We start from the raw sequence: 16,873 nt of genomic DNA on the forward strand, positions 1-16,873 counted from the left end.
GCGATCCGCTGAGGCGGAGCGATCCGCCTCAGCTCAGCGTGAGCGCCTGCCGCAGCAGGGCCGCCTGCTCGGCCGCGTGCACCTTCGACGATCCGGTCGCCGGCGACGCCGAGGCGCTGCGCGCGACCGGACGGAACCTGCGATCGCCGGGTACATCCGCGAACGCGAGAGCGAGGAACGGCCAGGCGCCCTGGTTCTCCGGCTCCTCCTGCACCCACACCAGCTCGGCGTTCGGGTAGGAATCGGTGATCGCCTTGAGCTCGTCGATCGGCGTCGGGTACAGCTGCTCGAGGCGGACGAGAGCGATGGCGGGGTTCGGGTTCTTGTCGAGCTCGGCGCGGAGATCCCAGTGCACCTTGCCCGAGTGGACGAGCACCCGTTCGACGGCATCCCGATCGAGCTCGCGGTGGTCGTCGATCACCGGCTCGAACCGGCCGTGCGTGAAGTCCTCGACGGGGCTCGTCGCGCCGCGCAGCCGCAGCATCGCCTTCGGGGTGAAGACGATCAGGGGCTTGCGGGGGCGGGCGTAGGCCTGGCGACGCAGCAGGTGGAAGTACGACGCCGGGGTCGACGGGCGCGAGACGATCATGTTGTCCTGCGCGCACAGCTGCAGGAACCGCTCGATGCGGGCCGACGAGTGGTCCGGCCCCTGGCCCTCGTATCCGTGGGGGAGCAGAAGCGTGACGCTCGACTGCTGGCCCCACTTCTGCTCGGCTGACGAGATGTACTCGTCGATGACCGACTGGGCACCGTTGACGAAGTCGCCGAACTGCGCCTCCCACAGCACCAGGGCCTCCGGCGCCTCCACCGAATAGCCGTACTCGAAGCCGAGCGCGGCGTACTCGCTGAGCAGCGAGTCGTAGATGAAGAAGCGGCCCTGGGCGTCGGAGAGGTTCGACAGCGGAAGCCACTCCTGGCCGTTCGCGCGGTCGTGCAGGGTGGCGTGGCGCTGCACGAACGTGCCGCGGCGCGCATCCTGTCCCGCGAAGCGCACCGGCGTCCCCTCGACGAGCAGCGAACCGAACGCGAGCAGCTCGCCGAAGCCCCAGTCGATGCCGCCGTTGCGACTCATGTCGAGGCGCTTGTCCAGCAGCTGCTGGATCTTCGGGTGCACGGTGAAGTTCTCGGGCTTGTTCACGAACGCGTCGCCGATGAGCTGGATGACCTCGGTCGCGACGCCGGTCACGTCGGGCTCGCCGATCTGCTCCTCCGCGGGAGCCTCCTCCGAGACGATCGGTGTCGCGCCCGTCTCGGCGGCGTGGGTCTCGGCGAACGCGATTTCCAGACGGTTCTGGAAGTCGGCCTTCGCCTCGTCGTACTCCTGCTCGGTGATGTCGCCGCGGCCGACGAGCGACTCGGTGTACAGCTTGCGGACCGAGCGCTTGGCCTGGATGAGATCGGTCATCAGCGGCTGGGTCATCGACGGGTCGTCGCCCTCGTTGTGGCCGCGTCGGCGGTAGCAGACGAGATCGATGACGACGTCGCGGTGGAAGCGCTCGCGGTACTCGAACGCGAGTTGGGCGACGTGGATCACGCCCTCGGGGTCGTCGCCGTTGACATGGAACACCGGAGCCTGGATCGTCTTCGCCACATCCGTCGCATAGACGGAGGTGCGTCCGTCGTTCGGCGACGTCGTGAAGCCGACCTGGTTGTTGACCACGACGTGGATGGTGCCGCCGGTGCGGTAGCCCCGCAGCTGCGACATCTGCAGCGTCTCGACCACGACGCCCTGGCCGGCGAACGCGGCGTCGCCGTGCACCAGGATCGGCAGCCACGCGAACGTGCCGATGGGCTTGCGGTCCTGCTTCGCGCGCACGATGCCCTCGAGCACGCCGTCGACGGTCTCGAGGTGCGAGGGGTTGGCCGCCAGGTACACCGGCAGCTGGGAGCCGTCGTCGGCGACGAACGTGCCCGCGGTGCCGAGGTGGTATTTCACATCGCCCGAGCCGCGCTGGTTCCCGGGGGTCTGCGTCCCCTCGAACTCGCGGAAGACCTGACCGTAGGTCTTTCCCGCGATGTTGGTGAGTACGTTGAGCCGGCCGCGGTGCGCCATGCCGATGGCGGCGCCCTCGAGTCCTGCCGTCGCCGCGCCCTGGAGGATCTCGTCGAGCAGGGGGACGAGCGACTCGCCGCCCTCGAGCGAGAAGCGCTTCTGGCCGACGAACTTGGTCTGGAGGAACGTCTCGAACGCCTCGGCCTCGTTGAGCTTGCGCAGCACGCGCAGCTGCTCGTCGTGGCCGGGCTTCTGGTACTTGACCTCGAGCTTCTCCTGGAACCAGCGCCGCTGCTCCGGGTCCTGGATGTGCATGTACTCGATGCCGACGGTGCGGCAGTAGGAGTCGCGCAGCACGCCGAGGATGTCGCGCAGCTTGGCGACGCGGCGGCCGCCGAAGCCGCCGGTGACGAACTCGCGATCGAGGTCCCAGAAGGTGAGGCCGTGGCTCTCGATCTCCAGGTCGGGGTGCGAGCGCTGGACGTACTCGAGCGGATCGATGTCGGCCATCAGGTGGCCGCGGACGCGGAACGAGTTGATGAGCTCCTGCACGCGCGACTGCTTGTCGACGCGCTCGGCCAGGTCGACGGCGATGTCGGGGTTCCACCGGATGGGTGCGTACGGGATGCGCAGGGCGGCGAAGATGTCGTCGTAGAAGCCCCGCTGACCGATCAGCAGCTCGTGCACCTTCTTGAGGAACTCGCCCGAGCCCGCTCCCTGGATGACGCGGTGGTCGTAGGTGCTGGTGAGCGTGATCGTCTTGCCGATCGCGAGCTCGTTGAGCGTCTTCTCGCTGGCGCCCTGGAACTCGGCCGGGTACTCGAGGGCGCCGGCGCCGATGATGCAGCCCTGGCCTTTCATCAGGCGCGGGACGGAGTGAACCGTGCCGATGCCGCCGGGGTTGGTCAGCGAGACCGTGGTGCCCTGGAAGTCGGCGGCGGTCAGCTTGTTCCCCCGAGCGCGCGTGACGAGGTCTTCGTAGGCGGCGAGGTACTCGCCGAAGGTCATCGTGTCGGCGCGCTTGATGCTGGGCACCATGAGCGCGCGCGTGCCGTCGGGCTTGGGGAGGTCGATCGCGATGCCGAGGTTCACGTGGGCCGGGGCGACCACCGACGGCTTGCCGTCGATCTCGGCGTAGAACACGTTCTGGCTGCGGAACTCGTCGAGGGTGCGGATGAGCGCCCAGCCGATCAGGTGGGTGAAGCTGATCTTGCCGCCGCGGGTGCGCGCCATGTGGTTGTTGATGACGATGCGGTTGTCGATCATCAGCTTCGCCGGCACCGTGCGCACGCTGGTGGCGGTGGGGACCGTGAGCGACTCGTCCATGTTCGCCGCGAGGGTCTTGGGCAGCCCGCGCAGGGGTGTGACCTTGTCCTCCTCGGCCTGGTCCGCCGCATCCTTGGTGGCAGGCTTCGGCGCCTGCGCGGGGATCGGCGCCGCGGCGGCGGGCTTCGTCGTCGTGCGTGCCACGGGCTGAGCGCCGATCACGGGCACCGGGGCCGTGACGGGATGCGCCGGCTGGGCGGAGGCGTCGGAGGATGCCGCGGGGGCGGTGCCGCCCGCCGTGTCGGAGTGGTACTTCTCGAGGATCGGCCACCACTCCCTGTCGACCGAGTCGCGGTTCTCCTTGAACTGCTCGTAGAGCTCTTCGACGAGCCAGGAATTGGCTCCGAACCCCCCGTCGCCCCCGACGCCGGTCACCTGGTTCGACACGCTCGATCGCCCTCTTTCATCGCTGAAGCACTCTCGTGCGGACGCCGCGCAGGATGCGCCAGGGTCCGCACACTCTCGACTGTCAAGCCTAACGTGTTTCGCCCCTGTGATCGTCGAAGCCGTGACCCCGGCGCGGACCGATCCGGATACCGTGGAGACATGGAGTTCTCAGGTGCGCAGCCGACCGTCGATCTGACCTATTCGGACGTCTTCCTGGTCCCGCGCCGCTCGGCGGTCACCAGCCGGCTCGAGGTCGACCTCGCGCCTCACGACGGCACCGCCGCGACTCTTCCTCTGGTCGCGTCGAACATGAACTCGGTGACCGGCCCGCGGCTCGCGGCGGTGCTCGCCCGACGCGGCGGACTCGGCGTGCTCCCGCAGGACCTTCCGCTGCAGGACCTCGACGCGGCGATCCGCGACGTCAAGGGGCAGCCGGTGCTCTGGGACTCGCCCCTCGTGCTCCCGCCCGAAGCATCGGTCGCCGACGCCCTCCGCCTGCTCCCGCCGACGACGGGGCACGGCATCGTCGTCGCCCGGGGCGGCTCGCCGATCGATGTCGACCGGATCCTCGGCATCCTGCCCGCGACCCGGCTGGCCACCGCGCTGCCCGACGCGCAGCTGGGCGATCTGGTGCATCAGGGTGTTCCGTCGATCGACGCCGACGACATCGGCTCGGAGCGCCATGCGTTCGACGTGATCACGGATGCCGGAGTCGAGATGGTGACGGTGATCCGCCACGGGCATCTGGTGGGCACGCTGAGCGCCCGATCGGCCCTGCGATCGACGCTCTACCGGCCGGCGGTGGACGCCCACGGGCGCCTGGTGGTCGCCGCGGCCGTCGGCATCAACGGCGACGTGGCGGCCAAGGCGAAGGCTCTCGCCGGGGCGGGGGTCGACGTCCTGGTGGTCGACACCGCGCACGGGCACCAGGAGGGGATGCTGCGGGCGATCCGCGCCGTCGCAGACCTCGGTCTGGACCTGCCGATCGTGGCCGGGAACATCGTCACGGCCGACGGCGTGCACGATCTCGTGGATGCGGGCGCGTCGATCCTGAAGGTGGGGGTGGGTCCCGGCGCCATGTGCACCACCCGCATGATGACCGCCGTGGGCAGACCGCAGTTCTCGGCGGTCCTCGAGACGGCGGAGGCCGCGAAGGAACTCGGCGCGCACGTGTGGGCCGACGGGGGAGTGCGCTACCCCCGCGACGTCGCTCTGGCGCTCGCCGCCGGCGCGGCATCCGTCATGATCGGCTCCTGGTTCGCGGGCACCATCGAGGCGCCGGGAGAGCTGCAGCGCGACGCGGAGGGGCGCATCTTCAAGGAGTCATGGGGCATGGCCTCGACCAAGGCCGTGCAGGCGCGGTTCGGCCGCCTCGACGCGTACGAGCGCGCGCGCAAGGAGCTGTTCGCGGAGGGCATCTCCTCGTCGAAGATCTACCTGGATCCGCTACGCCCCGGGCTGGAGGATCTGCTGGACATGATCACCTCGGGCGTGCGATCGTCCTTCACCTACGCCGGAGCATCGTCGGTGCCGGAGTTCCACGACCGAGCCCTCGTGGGTCTGCAGTCCGCCGCCGGCTATGAAGAGGGCAAGGCACTGCCGGTCAGCTGGTAGCCGAGGTCGCGTTCCCCGATGCGTTCTGTAGAATCGTCGGCATAATGGACGACCCTCCCAGTTGCAGTCGATCGCCCCACTGTCCGCCTCTCTCACCGGAGAGGAACGTCTGATGGACTACATCATGCTGGGCGTGGGGCTCCTGCTCACGGTCGGGACCGGTCTCTTCGTGGCGAGCGAGTTCGCGCTCGTCAACCTCGACCGCGCCGACCTCGAGGCGCGTCAGGCGCGGGGGGAGTCCCGGCTCTCGCTGACCATCGGCGCTCTCAAGCACACGTCGACCCACCTTTCCTCGGCCCAGCTCGGCATCACCCTCACCACCCTCCTCACCGGCTACACGATGGAGCCGGCGCTGTCGAACCTGCTCGGTCCGACGCTGGTGGCCTGGAGCATCCCGGAGGCCGCGGTCGCGCCGATCGCCACCGTCGTCGCGATGCTGATCGCGACGGTGCTGTCGATGATCCTCGGCGAGCTCGTGCCGAAGAACTTCGCTCTCGCGCTGCCGCGTCAGACCGCCAAGCTCGTCGTGCCCTTCCAGGTCGCGTTCACGGCCGTGTTCAAGCCCGCGATCGTGGTGCTCAACGGCAGCGCCAACGGGGTGCTCCGCGGCATGGGCATCGAGCCGAAGGAGGAGCTGTCCGGGGCGCGCAGCGCCGAAGAGCTCTCGTCGCTGGTGCGCCGTTCGGCGAGCGCCGGAGTGCTCGAGGCCGACACCGCGACGCTGCTCGACCGCACGCTCACCTTCTCCCGGCTGAGTGCGGCCGACGTGATGACGGCACGTCCGAGCATGCACGCGCTGGCCGCGGGCGACTCGGCCGACGACGTCATCCAGCTCGCGCGGCGCACCGGGCACAGCCGCTTCCCGGTCTACGACGACGATCTCGATGACATCACCGGCGTGGTGCACCTGAAAGCCGCCATCTCCGTGCCGCGCGATCGTCGCGACGACGTCCCCGTCGGGGCTCTGGCGACCGACGCGCTCCGCGTTCCGGAGACGGTGCACGTCGACGGGCTCATCTCCGAGCTGCGTGCCCGCGGGTATCAGCTGGCCGTGGTCGTCGACGAGTACGGCGGCACGGCCGGACTCGTGACCCTCGAGGATCTCGTCGAGGAGCTCGTCGGAGAGGTCTCGGACGAACACGACCGCACCCGCGCCGGGATCGTCCGCGGGCGCGACGGCGTGACGTTCCCCGGAGAGCTCCGGCCCGACGAGCTGCGCCGCCGCGCGGGCGTGGTGGTGCCCGAAGGAGACGTGTACGACACGGTGGGCGGCTTCGTCATGAGCGTTCTCGAGCGCGTGCCGGCGGCGGGCGACGAGGTCTCCGTCGACAGCGGCGTCCTGCAGGTCGTCCGGATGGACGGTCGTCGCGTCGATCGGGTGCGATACGTGCCGAGACCCGCTGATCCGGACGAGGAGGTCACCCGATGAGCGACTGGGGAGGACTCGCCTGGCTCGTCGTGCTGCTGGCGGCGAACGCGTTCTTCGTCGGCGCGGAGTTCGCGGTGATCTCGGCCCGCCGCTCCCAGATCGAACCGCGGGCGGAGCAGGGCTCCCGGCCGGCGAAGACCGCGCTCTACGCCATGGAGCACGCGACCCTGATGCTGGCGACGTCGCAGCTGGGCATCACGATCTGCTCGCTGCTGATCCTGAACGTGTCGGAGCCGGCGATCCACCACCTGCTCGCCGTGCCGCTGCATGCGATCGGCTGGTCCGACGCCGTGGTCGACGTCGTGTCGTTCACCATCGCCCTGCTGATCGTCTCGTTCCTGCACGTCGTCTTCGGCGAGATGGTCCCCAAGAACCTCGCGTTCTCGGTGCCGGATCGCGCGGTGCTGCTCCTCGCCACACCGCTGGTGTGGGTGTCGAAGGTCTTCATGCCGGTGATCTGGCTGCTGAACGCGTCGGCCAACGGCGTGCTCCGGCTCTTCCGCGTGGAGCCGAAGAACGAGGCGGCCTCGACCTTCACCCTCGAGGAGGTCGCGACGATCGTCGACCAGTCGCGGCGCGAGGGGGTGCTGACCGACACCGCCGGAACGGTCGCGGCGGCGGTGGAGTTCACCGACAAGAAGGCCCGCGACGTGGCCGTGCCGCTCGGCGACCTGATCACGCTTCCGCAGTCGACGACGCCCGACGACATCGAGAAGGCGGTCGCCCGCTACGGCTTCTCGCGGTACGTGATCGTCGACGCGGATGCCGTGCCGGTCGGGTACGTGCACCTCAAGGACGTCCTGCGTGCCTCGGACGGACCGGATGCCGCGGAGAAGCTCGTCGAGCCGATTCCCGCGAAGCGCATCCACCACATGGTCCCGGTCCAGGAGGACACGGACCTGGAGGACGCGCTCGCGCTCATGCGCCGTGCCGGCCGTCACCTGGCCAAGGTGCGCGACGGCGAAGGTCGGACGACGGCGGTGCTGTTCCTGGAGGACATCCTGGAGGAGCTCGTCGGCGAGGTGCAGGACGCGACGCGTCGCATCCGCAGCCGCTGACCCGGGTCGGCGGCCTTCGCGCGTGTCAGCGCCAGCGCGCGCGCTCGTACTGCGGCGGCCAGTCCGCATCCGCGCCGAGCTCGTGCGCCGCGCGGAGCGCGAAGTGCGGATCGCGCAGCCACTCCCGACCGGCGAAGATCGCGTCGGCCGCTCCGTCGGCGAGCACCTGCTCGGCCTGCTCCGCCGCGGTGATGAGCCCGACGGCCGACACGGGGATGCGTCCGCCCTGGCGGACGGTCTCGGCCAGGGGCACCTGATAGCCGGGGAAGGTCTCGATCCGCTGGTGCGCCACGAGTCCGCCGCTGGAGACGTCGATGAAGTCGGCTCCGTGCTGCGCGGCCCAGTCGCCGACCACGGCCGCCTCCTCGGCGGTGAAGCCGCCGTCGGCGTGATCGGTGGCCGAGATGCGCACGAGCAGCGGCACCTCATCGCCCGCCTCCGCTCGTACGGCGTCGACGACCCGGAGGAGCAGTCGCGCGCGGTTCTCGAGGGTGCCGCCGTACTCGTCGTCGCGCGTGTTCGAGAGGGGGGAGAGGAACTGGTGCAGCAGGTAGCCGTGCGCGCCGTGCAGCTCGAGCACGTCGAAGCCGGCATCCAGGGCGCGGCGCGCGGATGCGGCGAAGGCGTCGACCACACGATCGATGCCGGCGGCGTCCAGCGCGACGGGCTCCGCGAACCCGTCGAAGGCGATGGCGGAGGGCGCGGTCGTCGTCCACCCGCCGTCCTCGGCGGGCACCGACCCGCGGCCCGGAGCCCACGGCCACCAGGTCGAGGCCTTGCGTCCGGCGTGGGCGAGCTGGATGCCGGCGACCGCGCCGCGGTCGTGGATCGAGCGCACGACGGGCGCCCAGGCGTCGCGCTGCTCGTCGTTCCACAGTCCGGCGTCGCGCGGGGAGATGCGCCCCTCGGGCACGACCGCCGTGGCCTCGGCCACGATGAGGCCGGCGCCGCCGGAGGCGAACTGCGCGAGATGCGTGTGGTGCCATTCCTGCACGACGCCGTCGAGGGCGCTGTACATGCACATCGGCGACACCCAGAGGCGGTTGCGGAAGGTGACGGAGCGGATGCGGAGCGGGGTGAAGAGAAGAGTCACCGTTCGACGTTACCTCCGCCGGGGTGCAGGGCGGGTCGTCCCGCTAACGTGGAGTCATGGTCGAAGTGCGCGAGTGGTCCCGCAGCGATACCGCGCGGTTCCTCCGCGCTCCGTCGGACGACGACGACAAGTACGCGCGCGGTGTCGTCGCCCTGCGCACCGGCTCGATCGCGTACCCGGGCGCCGCGGTGCTCGGCGTCGAGGCCGCCTGGCGCAGCGGGGCGGGATTCGTGCGGTTCGCGGGACCGTCCAGGGTCGCGGACGCGGTGCTCGCCCGACGGCCGGAGACGGTGGCCGGACCCGACGCGGGGGGATCGCGTGTCGACGCCTGGGTGATCGGATCGGGGACCGATCCTGACGCCCGCAGCGCGGAAGAGGCCGAGGCGCTCACCCGGATCCTCGCCGGATCCGCTCCCGTGGTCGTCGACGCCGGAGCACTCGATCTGGCCGCGGGGGCCCGGGAGCGCGGTCCGCGCGCTCCGATCGTCGTGACGCCGCACGCCCGCGAGTTCGCCAAGCTCCGCGACCGTCTCGGCGTCCGTCCCTCGGACGATCGTGCCGAGGCGGCGACCGGAGTCGCCGCGGCCCTCGACGGCACGGTGCTCTTCAAGGGTGCGCGCACGCTCGTCGCCGACCCCGGGGGAGCCGTCATCGCCGTGGAGGCCGGAACGGGCTGGCTCGCGACGGCCGGCACCGGCGACGTGCTCGCGGGAGTTCTCGGCGCGATGCTTGCGGCCAACCCCGGCGCTCCGCTCGCCGAGGTCGCTGCGGCCGGCGCCTGGCTGCACGGACACGCGGGCCGCATCGCGTCGGGCGTGCACGACGGGGGCACGGGGCATCCGATCGTCGCGCTGGATGTCGCCGACGCGCTGCCCCTCGCGATCGCGGACGTTCTGGCGTGAATCCCGCCCGGACGGGGCGCGTCGTCGTGCTCTGGTGCGCCTTCCTGCTCGTGCACCTGGTCACGGCGTGGACCGGCTGGCTGTATCCGAGTCAGCCGATGGGCGACGTCGTCCTCGTCTACGAACCGTGGGCGTCGTCCGCCCTCAGCGGAGGCGCGATCGTCGGGGTGACCGAGACCTGGGTCTATCCGCAGCTCGGCCTGGTGCCGATGCTCGTCGCCAAGGTCGCGGCGGCGCCGCTCGTTCCGCTGCTCGGCGTCGCGGGGGCTTACCTCGTCGCCTGGGCGGTGCTGGTCACAGCGGTCGGCGCGCTCGCGTTCGGTGTGCTCCTCGGCCGGTCTCCCACCCGGCCGCGACGCGCGGCGGCGTGGTTCTGGTGCGCGGCGGTGCTGCTGCTGGGGCCCATCGCGATGTATCGCCTCGACGCCCTCACCGTTCCGATCGCCGTGATCGGCGGCCTCTGGCTCGCCTCCCGTCCTGCGGTGGCCGCGGCGCTTCTGACCGTCGGGGCCTGGATCAAGATCTGGCCCGGCGCCCTCGTGCTCGCCGCGCTCGTCGCCGGGCGAGAACGGATACGCATGCTGCTCGCCGCCGCCGCGGTCACGGCGGCGGTCATCGTCGGTCTGCTCCTGCTCGGCGCCGATGCCGAGGTCTTCGGCTTCCTCACCGAGCAGACCGGTCGCGGGCTGCAGATCGAGGCCGTCGCCGCGACGCCGTTCCTATGGATGGCGGTGGCCGGAGCGGCGCGCATCGAGTACAGCTTCGAGATCCTCACCTTCCAGATCCGGGCGTCCGGAGCCGAAGCCGTCTCGACGGCGCTCACGCCGCTCATGGTGCTGGTGGTGGGGGCGGTCACCGCCCTCGCCGTCGTCAAGGCGCTGCGCGGTGCGGCGTTCGCCCGCTTGTTCCCTCCGTCGGCGCTGACCCTGGTCGCCGCCCTCATCGTCACGAACAAGGTGGGCTCGCCGCAGTTCCAGACCTGGCTGCTCGCGCCGCTGATCCTGTGGATCGTGTTCGACGGCCCCCGGTCGCGGATCCCCGCCGTGATCGTCCTCGCCCTGTGCGGGCTGACGTGCCTGATCTATCCTCTCGCGTACGACGCGCTGCTGGGTGCCGAGCCGCTCGCCGTCGCTCTGCTCACGGCGCGCAACCTCCTGCTCGTCGTCCTCCTCGTCGTCGGCATCCGCGCTCTCGCACGTGTGCCCTCCGCCCGTCCCTCCAGAACCAGGAAGTGAAACCATGCTGATCGCCTTCTCCGTCGCCCCCAGCGGCGCTCCCGCCGACGGTGCCGAGCGCCGCGGCGACTCGGTCCACGACGCGGTCGCCGCCGCGGTGCGGGTGGTGCGCGAGTCGGGACTGCCTCACCGCACCACGAGCATGTTCACCGAGATCGAAGGACCCGACTGGGACACCGTGATGGATGTCGTCAAGCGCGCGACCGAGGCCGTGATGCCGTTCGGCTCGCGGGTCTCGCTCGTGCTCAAGGCCGACATCCGCCCCGGATATTCGGGAGAGCTCGACGCGAAGATCGAGCGGCTGGAGGCGGCGATCGACGGGTCCGAAGACCGCTAAGCTGAACCGGTGAATCCCTCGACGACCTCGAGGGGTGCGGCGAAGAGGGCGCTCCTCTCTCTCGCCATCGGCAGTTTCGGCATCGGCATGACCGAGTTCGTGGTCATGGGCCTCCTGCCCGACATCGCCGGCGACCTGCTGCCCTCGCTCTGGGCGGCCAGCCCGGCCGACGCTCTCAGCCGGGCCGGCTGGCTCATCTCGCTGTACGCGCTCGGCGTCGTCATCGGCGCCCCGACCATCGCCGGTTTCGCGGCGCGCTACCCGAGGCACCGCGTCATGATCGTCCTCGCGCTCGCTCTCACGGTGTTCAACGCGCTGACGGTGGTGCTGCCCACGTTCGAGCTGGTCGGGGTCTCGCGGTTCCTCGCCGGGCTCCCGCACGGTGCCTTCTTCGGCATCGGCGCCCTCGTCGCCGCCGATGTCATGGGGCCGGGCAACCGGGCCAAGGGCGTCGCGTTCATCCTCACCGGGCTCACGGTCGCGAACGTCGTCGGCGTGCCGCTCGGGACCTTCCTCGGACAGCAGTGGGGCTGGCGCGCCGCGTTCGCCGTGGTGGCGCTCGTGTTCGCCCTCGCGACGACGTGCATCGCGCTCTTCGTGCCGCAGCATCCGGGATCCCCGGGTCGCACGATGCGTCAGGAGCTCGGTGTCTTCCGGATCGGTCAGGTGTGGTTCACGCTCGGTGTCGGCGCCATCGGCTTCGGAGGCTTCTTCGCCGTCTACAGCTACATCGCGCCGCTCGTCACCGACGTGGCGGGGGCACCCGAAGGGGTGGTTCCGATCGTCCTGGTGCTGATGGGCGTCGGCATGACGGTCGGCAACCTCGTCGGCGGGCACCTCGCAGACATCGACCTTCGCCGCACGCTGCTGCTCGGGCTCGCCGCGATGGCCGGCGTCTTCGCCCTGCTCGCCGTCGTCTCGATCTGGATCGTCAGTCTCAGCCTGATGATCGTCGTGGTCGGCTTCGTCTCGTCGGTCCTCAGCCCCTCCATCCAGACCCGGCTCATGGACGTCGCGGGCGACAATCAGTCCATCGCCGCCGCCATGAACCACTCCGCCCTCAACATCGGCAACAGCCTCGGCGCGTTCCTCGGCGGTGTCGTCATCGCCGTCGGCTGGGGCTTCACGGCTCCGGCGTGGACCGGCGCCGCGCTGGCCGCGGCCGGGCTGGCGATCGCGCTGCTGTCGTACCGCCTCGAGGCCCGACGCGCTCCGGCCGCGGCTCTCGCCGCATCGTAGAGTGGCGAGGTGACCCCTCCGGACGACGACCTCCCCGTCGCCGGCACGGTCGTGCTGCTGCGCGCGGCGGAGCGCGGCGTCGAGGTGCTGCTCATCCGACGCCCGACGCGAGGCTCGTTCGCCGACGCCTGGGTGTTCCCCGGCGGCACGGTCGAGTCCGTCGACCGTCGCCCCGGTGCATCGGAGAGCGACGACGCGCGCCGAGCCGGCATCCGCGAGACGTTCGAGGAGGTGGGGCTCGTCGTCGACGATCCGGTGCCGCTCTCGCGGTGGCATCCGCCCGTCCAGGCGCCCGTGCGCATCCCGACCTGGTTCTTCCTGGCCGCCGCACCGGACGAGGCCGCCGTGCCCTCTCCGGGCGAGGTCGCCGAGTTCGCGTGGGTGACCCCGGCAGACGCCCTCGCCCGGCATGGCGCCGGTGCCTGGATGATGTTCCCGCCGACCTGGATGACCCTCCGTCAGCTCGCGGCCTTCTCCGACGTCGGCGCGGCTCTCGCGGCGGGAGGGGCTCCCTCGCTCTTTCGCACGCGTGTGAGGGACGGCCCCCGTTACGCGTGGGACCAGGGAGAGCTCGACGCGCGCAGCCTGCCCTGGCGCTTCACGCCCGCGTGAGCGGTCAGGTGTCGAGCAGCCGACGCAGGTTCGCGCCCACGGCCTCGGTCTCGATGAGGAAGCCGTCGTGGCCGAAGTCGCTGGTGACCACGACCGCGTCACCGCCGAGCACGTTCGGGATGCCGCGCGCGATGCGCCGCTGCCCGTCGACGGGGAACAGGCGATCGGTGTCGATGCCCAGAACCAGCGTCGTCGCTGTCACCGCGCGGAGGGCCTCCTCCACCCCGCCGCGGTCGCGTCCGACGTCGTGCGAGTTCATGGCCTCCACCAGCGTGATGTAGCTGTTCGCGTCGAAGCGGCGGGTGAACTTGTTGCCGTGGAAGTCGAGATACGACTCGACCGCGAACCGGCCTCCGTGCCCGAGCGGCGACACGCCCGACTGCCAGGAGCGCTGGAACCGCTGATTGAGCTCGATCGGGCTGCGGTAGTTCAGCAGGGCCATCCGACGCGCGAGGGCCAGACCGCGGTGCGGACCGTCGCCGTCTCCGAGGTCGTAGTACTCGCCGCCCTGGAACCGGGGGTCCATCCGGATCGCCTCGAGCTGCACGGTGTTCAGGGCGATCTGATCGGCCGTGGTGACAGGGGGAGACGAGAGGACCGCGAGCCGCTCGACGCGCTCCGGATGGGTCACCGCCCACTCGAGCGCGTGCATGCCGCCCATCGAACCGCCGACGACCGCGGCCCAGCGGTCGATGCCCAGGGCGTCGGCGAGTCGCACCTGTGCGGCGACCTGATCGCGGATGGTCAGGTACGGGAAGCGGGAGGCCCATTCGTGACCCGCGGGGGCGACGCTCGCCGGGCCGGTCGAGCCCTGGCAGCCGCCGAGCATGTTCGGTGCGATGACGAACCAGCGGTCGGTGTCGAGGGCGGCGCCGGGACCGGTGACGTCTTCCCACCAGCCGGCGGTGGCATGGCCGGCGCCCGCGTCGCCGCGCACGTGGCTGTCGCCGGTGAGCGCGTGAAGGACGAGGATCGCGTTGTCGCGCGCGGCGTTCAGCTCGCCCCACGTCTCGTAGGCGATGCGGATGCCGGGGAGCTCGGCGCCGCTCTCTGTCGCGAACGGGCCGAAGGCGGCGAACCGTCGGCCTCCCACGGGGTCGCCGTCGCGCCAGGCGCCCGTCACCGGCGGTCGGGCGCGGAGCAGCCGGACGTCGGCCTCCGTCACCGGTGCCGAAGGCACCGTGTCCTCGGAGGTCGTCTGCCAGTCCATGCCCCCATTCTTCCGTGCGCACGTCGACCGTGCCCGCACGTTACGACGCCCGCCCCGCGCGCCCCGACGCCCGCCCCGCCCGCCCCGCGCGCCCCCCGACCGCCCGCTGAAAGGAGGAACACGCCGGTGGGGTGAGCCCCGCACCGGCGTGTTCCTCCTTTCAGCAGCCCTCCGAGGGCGGACGTCAGGCGCGCGCGGCCTCCGAGACCCGACGCGCCGCGGCGAGGGCCTGGTCGAGGTCGGCCTTCAGGTCGTCGACGTTCTCGATGCCGACCGACAGACGCACCAGGCCCGGGGTGACGCCCGCGGTGAGCTGCTGCTCGGGCGTCAGCTGGGCGTGCGTGGTCGACGCGGGGTGGATCACGAGCGACCGCACGTCGCCGATGTTGGCGAGGTGGCTGAACAGCGAGAGGCTGTTGACGAACTCGCGTCCTGCCTCGACACCGCCCTTGAGCTCGAACGAGAGAACCGCGCCGACGCCCTTCGGCGCGTAGGTGTTCGCCGTCGCGTACCACGGCGACGACGGCAGCCCGGAGTAGTTCACCGTCGCGACGTCGTCGCGGCCGTCGAGCCACTCGGCGATCTCCTGCGCGTTCTGCACGTGACGCTCGATGCGCAGCGACAGGGTCTCGACGCCCTGGATGAGGTTCCACGCGCTCTGCGGGGCGATGGCCGATCCCAGGTCGCGGAGCAGCTGCACCCGCGCCTTGATGATGTAGGCGAGCGGGTCGCCGACGGCGGCGGTGTAGCTCGCGCCGTGGTACGAGGGGTCGGGCACCGTGAGCCCGGGGAACCTGTCGACGTTCTTCGACCACTCGAAGCTGCCGCCGTCGATGATGACGCCGCCGATCGTGGTGCCGTGTCCGCCGAGGAACTTGGTCACCGAGTGCACGACGATGTCGGCGCCGTGCTCGAACGGGCGGATCAGGTAGGGCGTGGCGATCGTGTTGTCGACGATGAGGGGCACGCCGTTCTCGTGCGCGACGTCGGCGACGGTGCGGATGTCGAGGATGTTGATCTGCGGGTTGCCGATCGTCTCGGCGAAGAACAGCTTGGTGTTCGGGCGCACGGCGCGGCGCCACTCCTCGACGTCGTCCTGGTTCTCGACGAAGGTGACCTCGATGCCGAGCTTGGCGAGGGTGTACTTGAAGAGGTTGTAGGTGCCGCCGTAGATCGAGCTCGACGAGACGATGTGGTCGCCCGCCTGAGCGATGTTCAGCACGGCGAAGGTCGAGGCGGCCTGCCCGCTGGAGAGGACGAGGGCGCCGGTGCCGCCCTCGAGCGCGGCGAGGCGCTGCTCGAGCACGTCCTGCGTGGGGTTCTGGATGCGGGTGTAGATGTTGCCGAACTCCGCCAGCGCGAAGAGGTTCGCGGCGTGGTCGGCGCTGTCGAAGACGTACGACGTGGTCTGGTAGATCGGCGTGGCGCGGGCCTTCGTGGCCGGATCGGGTGCGGCACCCGAGTGGATCTGCTTGGTCTCGAAGCGCCAGTTCTCCGGTGCGGACATGTGTTCCCCCTGGAACGGTTGGAAGGTCGGATGGCGGATGCCGTTGCAGTGACAGTACGGAATATCGTCCGGTGTCAACAAGGAGTGGGAAATGTGACGTAACAGTGCCGTGCCCCGCAATCCCGGGCCGGCGTCGTACGGTGGAGACATGGTGATCAGACGTGCAGTGGTGACGGGTGCGAGCTCGGGGATCGGGGCGGCGACGGTGCGAGAGCTCCGCCGCCGCGGGTGGGACGTGGTCGGCGTCGCACGCCGGGAGGACCGGCTCACGGCCCTCGCAGAAGAGACCGGCGCATCGGCCGTCGCCTGCGACCTCACCGACGGGACCGCGGTCGACGCCCTGGTGGCCGAGCTCGAGAGATCGGGACCCGTGCACGCGCTCGTGCAGGTCGCGGGAGGCGCCCGCGGCACCGACCGCGTCGAGGACGCCTCGATCGACGACTGGCAGTGGATGTTCGACGCCAACGTCCTCGCGACGCAGCGTCTCGTGGCCGGCCTCCTGCCGTCGCTGCGCCGCGCCGCCGCCGCCGACGGTCACGCCGACACGGTGTTCGTGACATCGACCGCCGCGCAGACGGCGTATGCGGGGGGCGCGGGGTACAACGCGGCGAAGGCGGCCGAGGCGATGGTCGTCAAAGTCCTCCGCCAGGAGCTCAACGGCGAGCCGATCCGCGTGGTGGAGGTGGCCCCGGGAATGGTCCACACCGAGGAGTTCACGCTGAACCGCCTCGGCGGCGACTCGGTCGCCGCCGAGGCGGTCTACGCCGGTGTCGAGGCGCCGCTGGTCGCCCACGACGTCGCCGACGTGATCGCCTACGCCTTGGAGTCACCGGGTCACGTGAACCTCGATCTCATCACGATGCGCCCCGTCGCCCAGTCGGCGCAGCATCTGCTGGCCCGTGGTCCGCTGCGGGTGCGGTCCGTCGACTGA

General features: G+C 70.8%; 13 protein-coding genes. 9 read left to right on the forward strand and 4 right to left on the reverse strand.

Going from position 1 to position 16,873, the window contains the following annotated elements:
• Window positions 1–28: 28 nt before the first annotated feature.
• A complete protein-coding gene (locus AB3M90_RS03820) occupies window positions 29–3,706 on the reverse strand; it encodes a multifunctional oxoglutarate decarboxylase/oxoglutarate dehydrogenase thiamine pyrophosphate-binding subunit/dihydrolipoyllysine-residue succinyltransferase subunit (RefSeq protein WP_412950041.1) in 3,678 nt (1,225 codons plus the stop codon).
• A 159-nt stretch (window positions 3,707–3,865) separates the two neighbouring features.
• Between AB3M90_RS03820 and guaB1 the strand changes: the two genes are divergently transcribed.
• The 3 genes from guaB1 to AB3M90_RS03835 all read left to right on the forward strand — a co-directional run bounded on the left by guaB1 (window position 3,866) and on the right by AB3M90_RS03835 (window position 7,807).
• Window positions 3,866–5,320: a GMP reductase gene (gene guaB1 / locus AB3M90_RS03825; RefSeq protein ID WP_412950042.1), complete on the forward strand. Its 1,455-nt coding sequence runs from the start codon at window positions 3,866–3,868 to the stop codon at window positions 5,318–5,320.
• A gap of 112 nt (window positions 5,321–5,432) precedes the next feature.
• Window positions 5,433–6,749, forward strand: coding sequence for a hemolysin family protein (locus AB3M90_RS03830; RefSeq protein WP_412950043.1), 1,317 nt, complete (start codon window positions 5,433–5,435; stop codon window positions 6,747–6,749).
• Window positions 6,746–7,807: a hemolysin family protein gene (locus tag AB3M90_RS03835; protein WP_412950045.1), complete on the forward strand. Its 1,062-nt coding sequence runs from the start codon at window positions 6,746–6,748 to the stop codon at window positions 7,805–7,807. Before AB3M90_RS03830 ends, AB3M90_RS03835 begins: the two co-directional genes overlap by 4 nt.
• Before the next feature lie 25 nt (window positions 7,808–7,832).
• On the opposite strand, the gene AB3M90_RS03840 is transcribed toward AB3M90_RS03835, so the two are convergent.
• The gene (locus AB3M90_RS03840) at window positions 7,833–8,900 is read right to left on the reverse strand and encodes an NADH:flavin oxidoreductase/NADH oxidase (protein WP_412950046.1); all 1,068 of its coding nucleotides are present in this window, start codon (window positions 8,898–8,900) and stop codon (window positions 7,833–7,835) included.
• Window positions 8,901–8,956: 56 nt separating this feature from the next.
• Here AB3M90_RS03840 and AB3M90_RS03845 point away from each other — a divergent pair, with 56 nt between their 5' ends.
• From AB3M90_RS03845 to AB3M90_RS03865, 5 genes are read left to right on the forward strand one after another with little or no spacing between them, the layout of a single operon-like run.
• On the forward strand, window positions 8,957–9,802 hold the full coding sequence (locus tag AB3M90_RS03845) for an NAD(P)H-hydrate dehydratase (protein ID WP_412950047.1): 846 nt from the start codon (window positions 8,957–8,959) through the stop codon (window positions 9,800–9,802).
• Entirely contained in the window at window positions 9,799–11,037 is a 1,239-nt protein-coding gene (locus AB3M90_RS03850; RefSeq protein ID WP_412950048.1) for a hypothetical protein, read from the forward strand. The genes AB3M90_RS03845 and AB3M90_RS03850 overlap by 4 nt, the downstream gene beginning before the upstream one ends.
• Window positions 11,038–11,041: 4 nt before the next feature.
• Window positions 11,042–11,374: a thiamine-binding protein gene (locus AB3M90_RS03855; RefSeq protein ID WP_412950049.1), complete on the forward strand. Its 333-nt coding sequence runs from the start codon at window positions 11,042–11,044 to the stop codon at window positions 11,372–11,374.
• A gap of 9 nt (window positions 11,375–11,383) precedes the next feature.
• A complete protein-coding gene (locus AB3M90_RS03860) occupies window positions 11,384–12,613 on the forward strand; it encodes an MFS transporter (RefSeq protein WP_412950050.1) in 1,230 nt (409 codons plus the stop codon).
• Between the two features lie 9 nt (window positions 12,614–12,622).
• Entirely contained in the window at window positions 12,623–13,225 is a 603-nt protein-coding gene (locus AB3M90_RS03865; protein WP_412950051.1) for an NUDIX hydrolase, read from the forward strand.
• A 4-nt stretch (window positions 13,226–13,229) separates the two neighbouring features.
• On the opposite strand, the gene metX is transcribed toward AB3M90_RS03865, so the two are convergent.
• Window positions 13,230–14,435 (reverse strand): homoserine O-acetyltransferase MetX, encoded by a 1,206-nt coding sequence (metX, locus tag AB3M90_RS03870; RefSeq protein ID WP_412950052.1) that lies wholly within the window; start codon window positions 14,433–14,435, stop codon window positions 13,230–13,232.
• A gap of 184 nt (window positions 14,436–14,619) precedes the next feature.
• On the reverse strand, window positions 14,620–15,942 hold the full coding sequence (locus AB3M90_RS03875) for a bifunctional o-acetylhomoserine/o-acetylserine sulfhydrylase (RefSeq protein ID WP_412950053.1): 1,323 nt from the start codon (window positions 15,940–15,942) through the stop codon (window positions 14,620–14,622).
• Between the two features lie 148 nt (window positions 15,943–16,090).
• On the opposite strand from AB3M90_RS03875, the gene AB3M90_RS03880 reads away from it, so the two are divergent.
• On the forward strand, window positions 16,091–16,873 hold the full coding sequence (locus AB3M90_RS03880; protein ID WP_412950054.1) for an SDR family oxidoreductase: 783 nt from the start codon (window positions 16,091–16,093) through the stop codon (window positions 16,871–16,873).

The sequence above is a fragment of the Microbacterium martis genome, assembly GCF_047246685.1.
Taxonomy (GTDB): domain Bacteria; phylum Actinomycetota; class Actinomycetes; order Actinomycetales; family Microbacteriaceae; genus Microbacterium.

Excerpts from the sequence above, each read along its gene's own strand:
- metX (WP_412950052.1), bottom strand. The coding sequence starts at position 14,435 with ATGGACTGGCAGACGACCTCCGAGGACACGGTGCCTTCGGCACCGGTG.
- AB3M90_RS03855 (WP_412950049.1), top strand. The coding sequence starts at position 11,042 with ATGCTGATCGCCTTCTCCGTCGCCCCCAGCGGCGCTCCCGCCGACGGT.
- AB3M90_RS03835 (WP_412950045.1), top strand. The coding sequence starts at position 6,746 with ATGAGCGACTGGGGAGGACTCGCCTGGCTCGTCGTGCTGCTGGCGGCG.
- AB3M90_RS03875 (WP_412950053.1), bottom strand. The coding sequence starts at position 15,942 with ATGTCCGCACCGGAGAACTGGCGCTTCGAGACCAAGCAGATCCACTCG.
- AB3M90_RS03830 (WP_412950043.1), top strand. The coding sequence starts at position 5,433 with ATGGACTACATCATGCTGGGCGTGGGGCTCCTGCTCACGGTCGGGACC.
- guaB1 (WP_412950042.1), top strand. The coding sequence starts at position 3,866 with ATGGAGTTCTCAGGTGCGCAGCCGACCGTCGATCTGACCTATTCGGAC.
- AB3M90_RS03880 (WP_412950054.1), top strand. The coding sequence starts at position 16,091 with ATGGTGATCAGACGTGCAGTGGTGACGGGTGCGAGCTCGGGGATCGGG.
- AB3M90_RS03845 (WP_412950047.1), top strand. The coding sequence starts at position 8,957 with ATGGTCGAAGTGCGCGAGTGGTCCCGCAGCGATACCGCGCGGTTCCTC.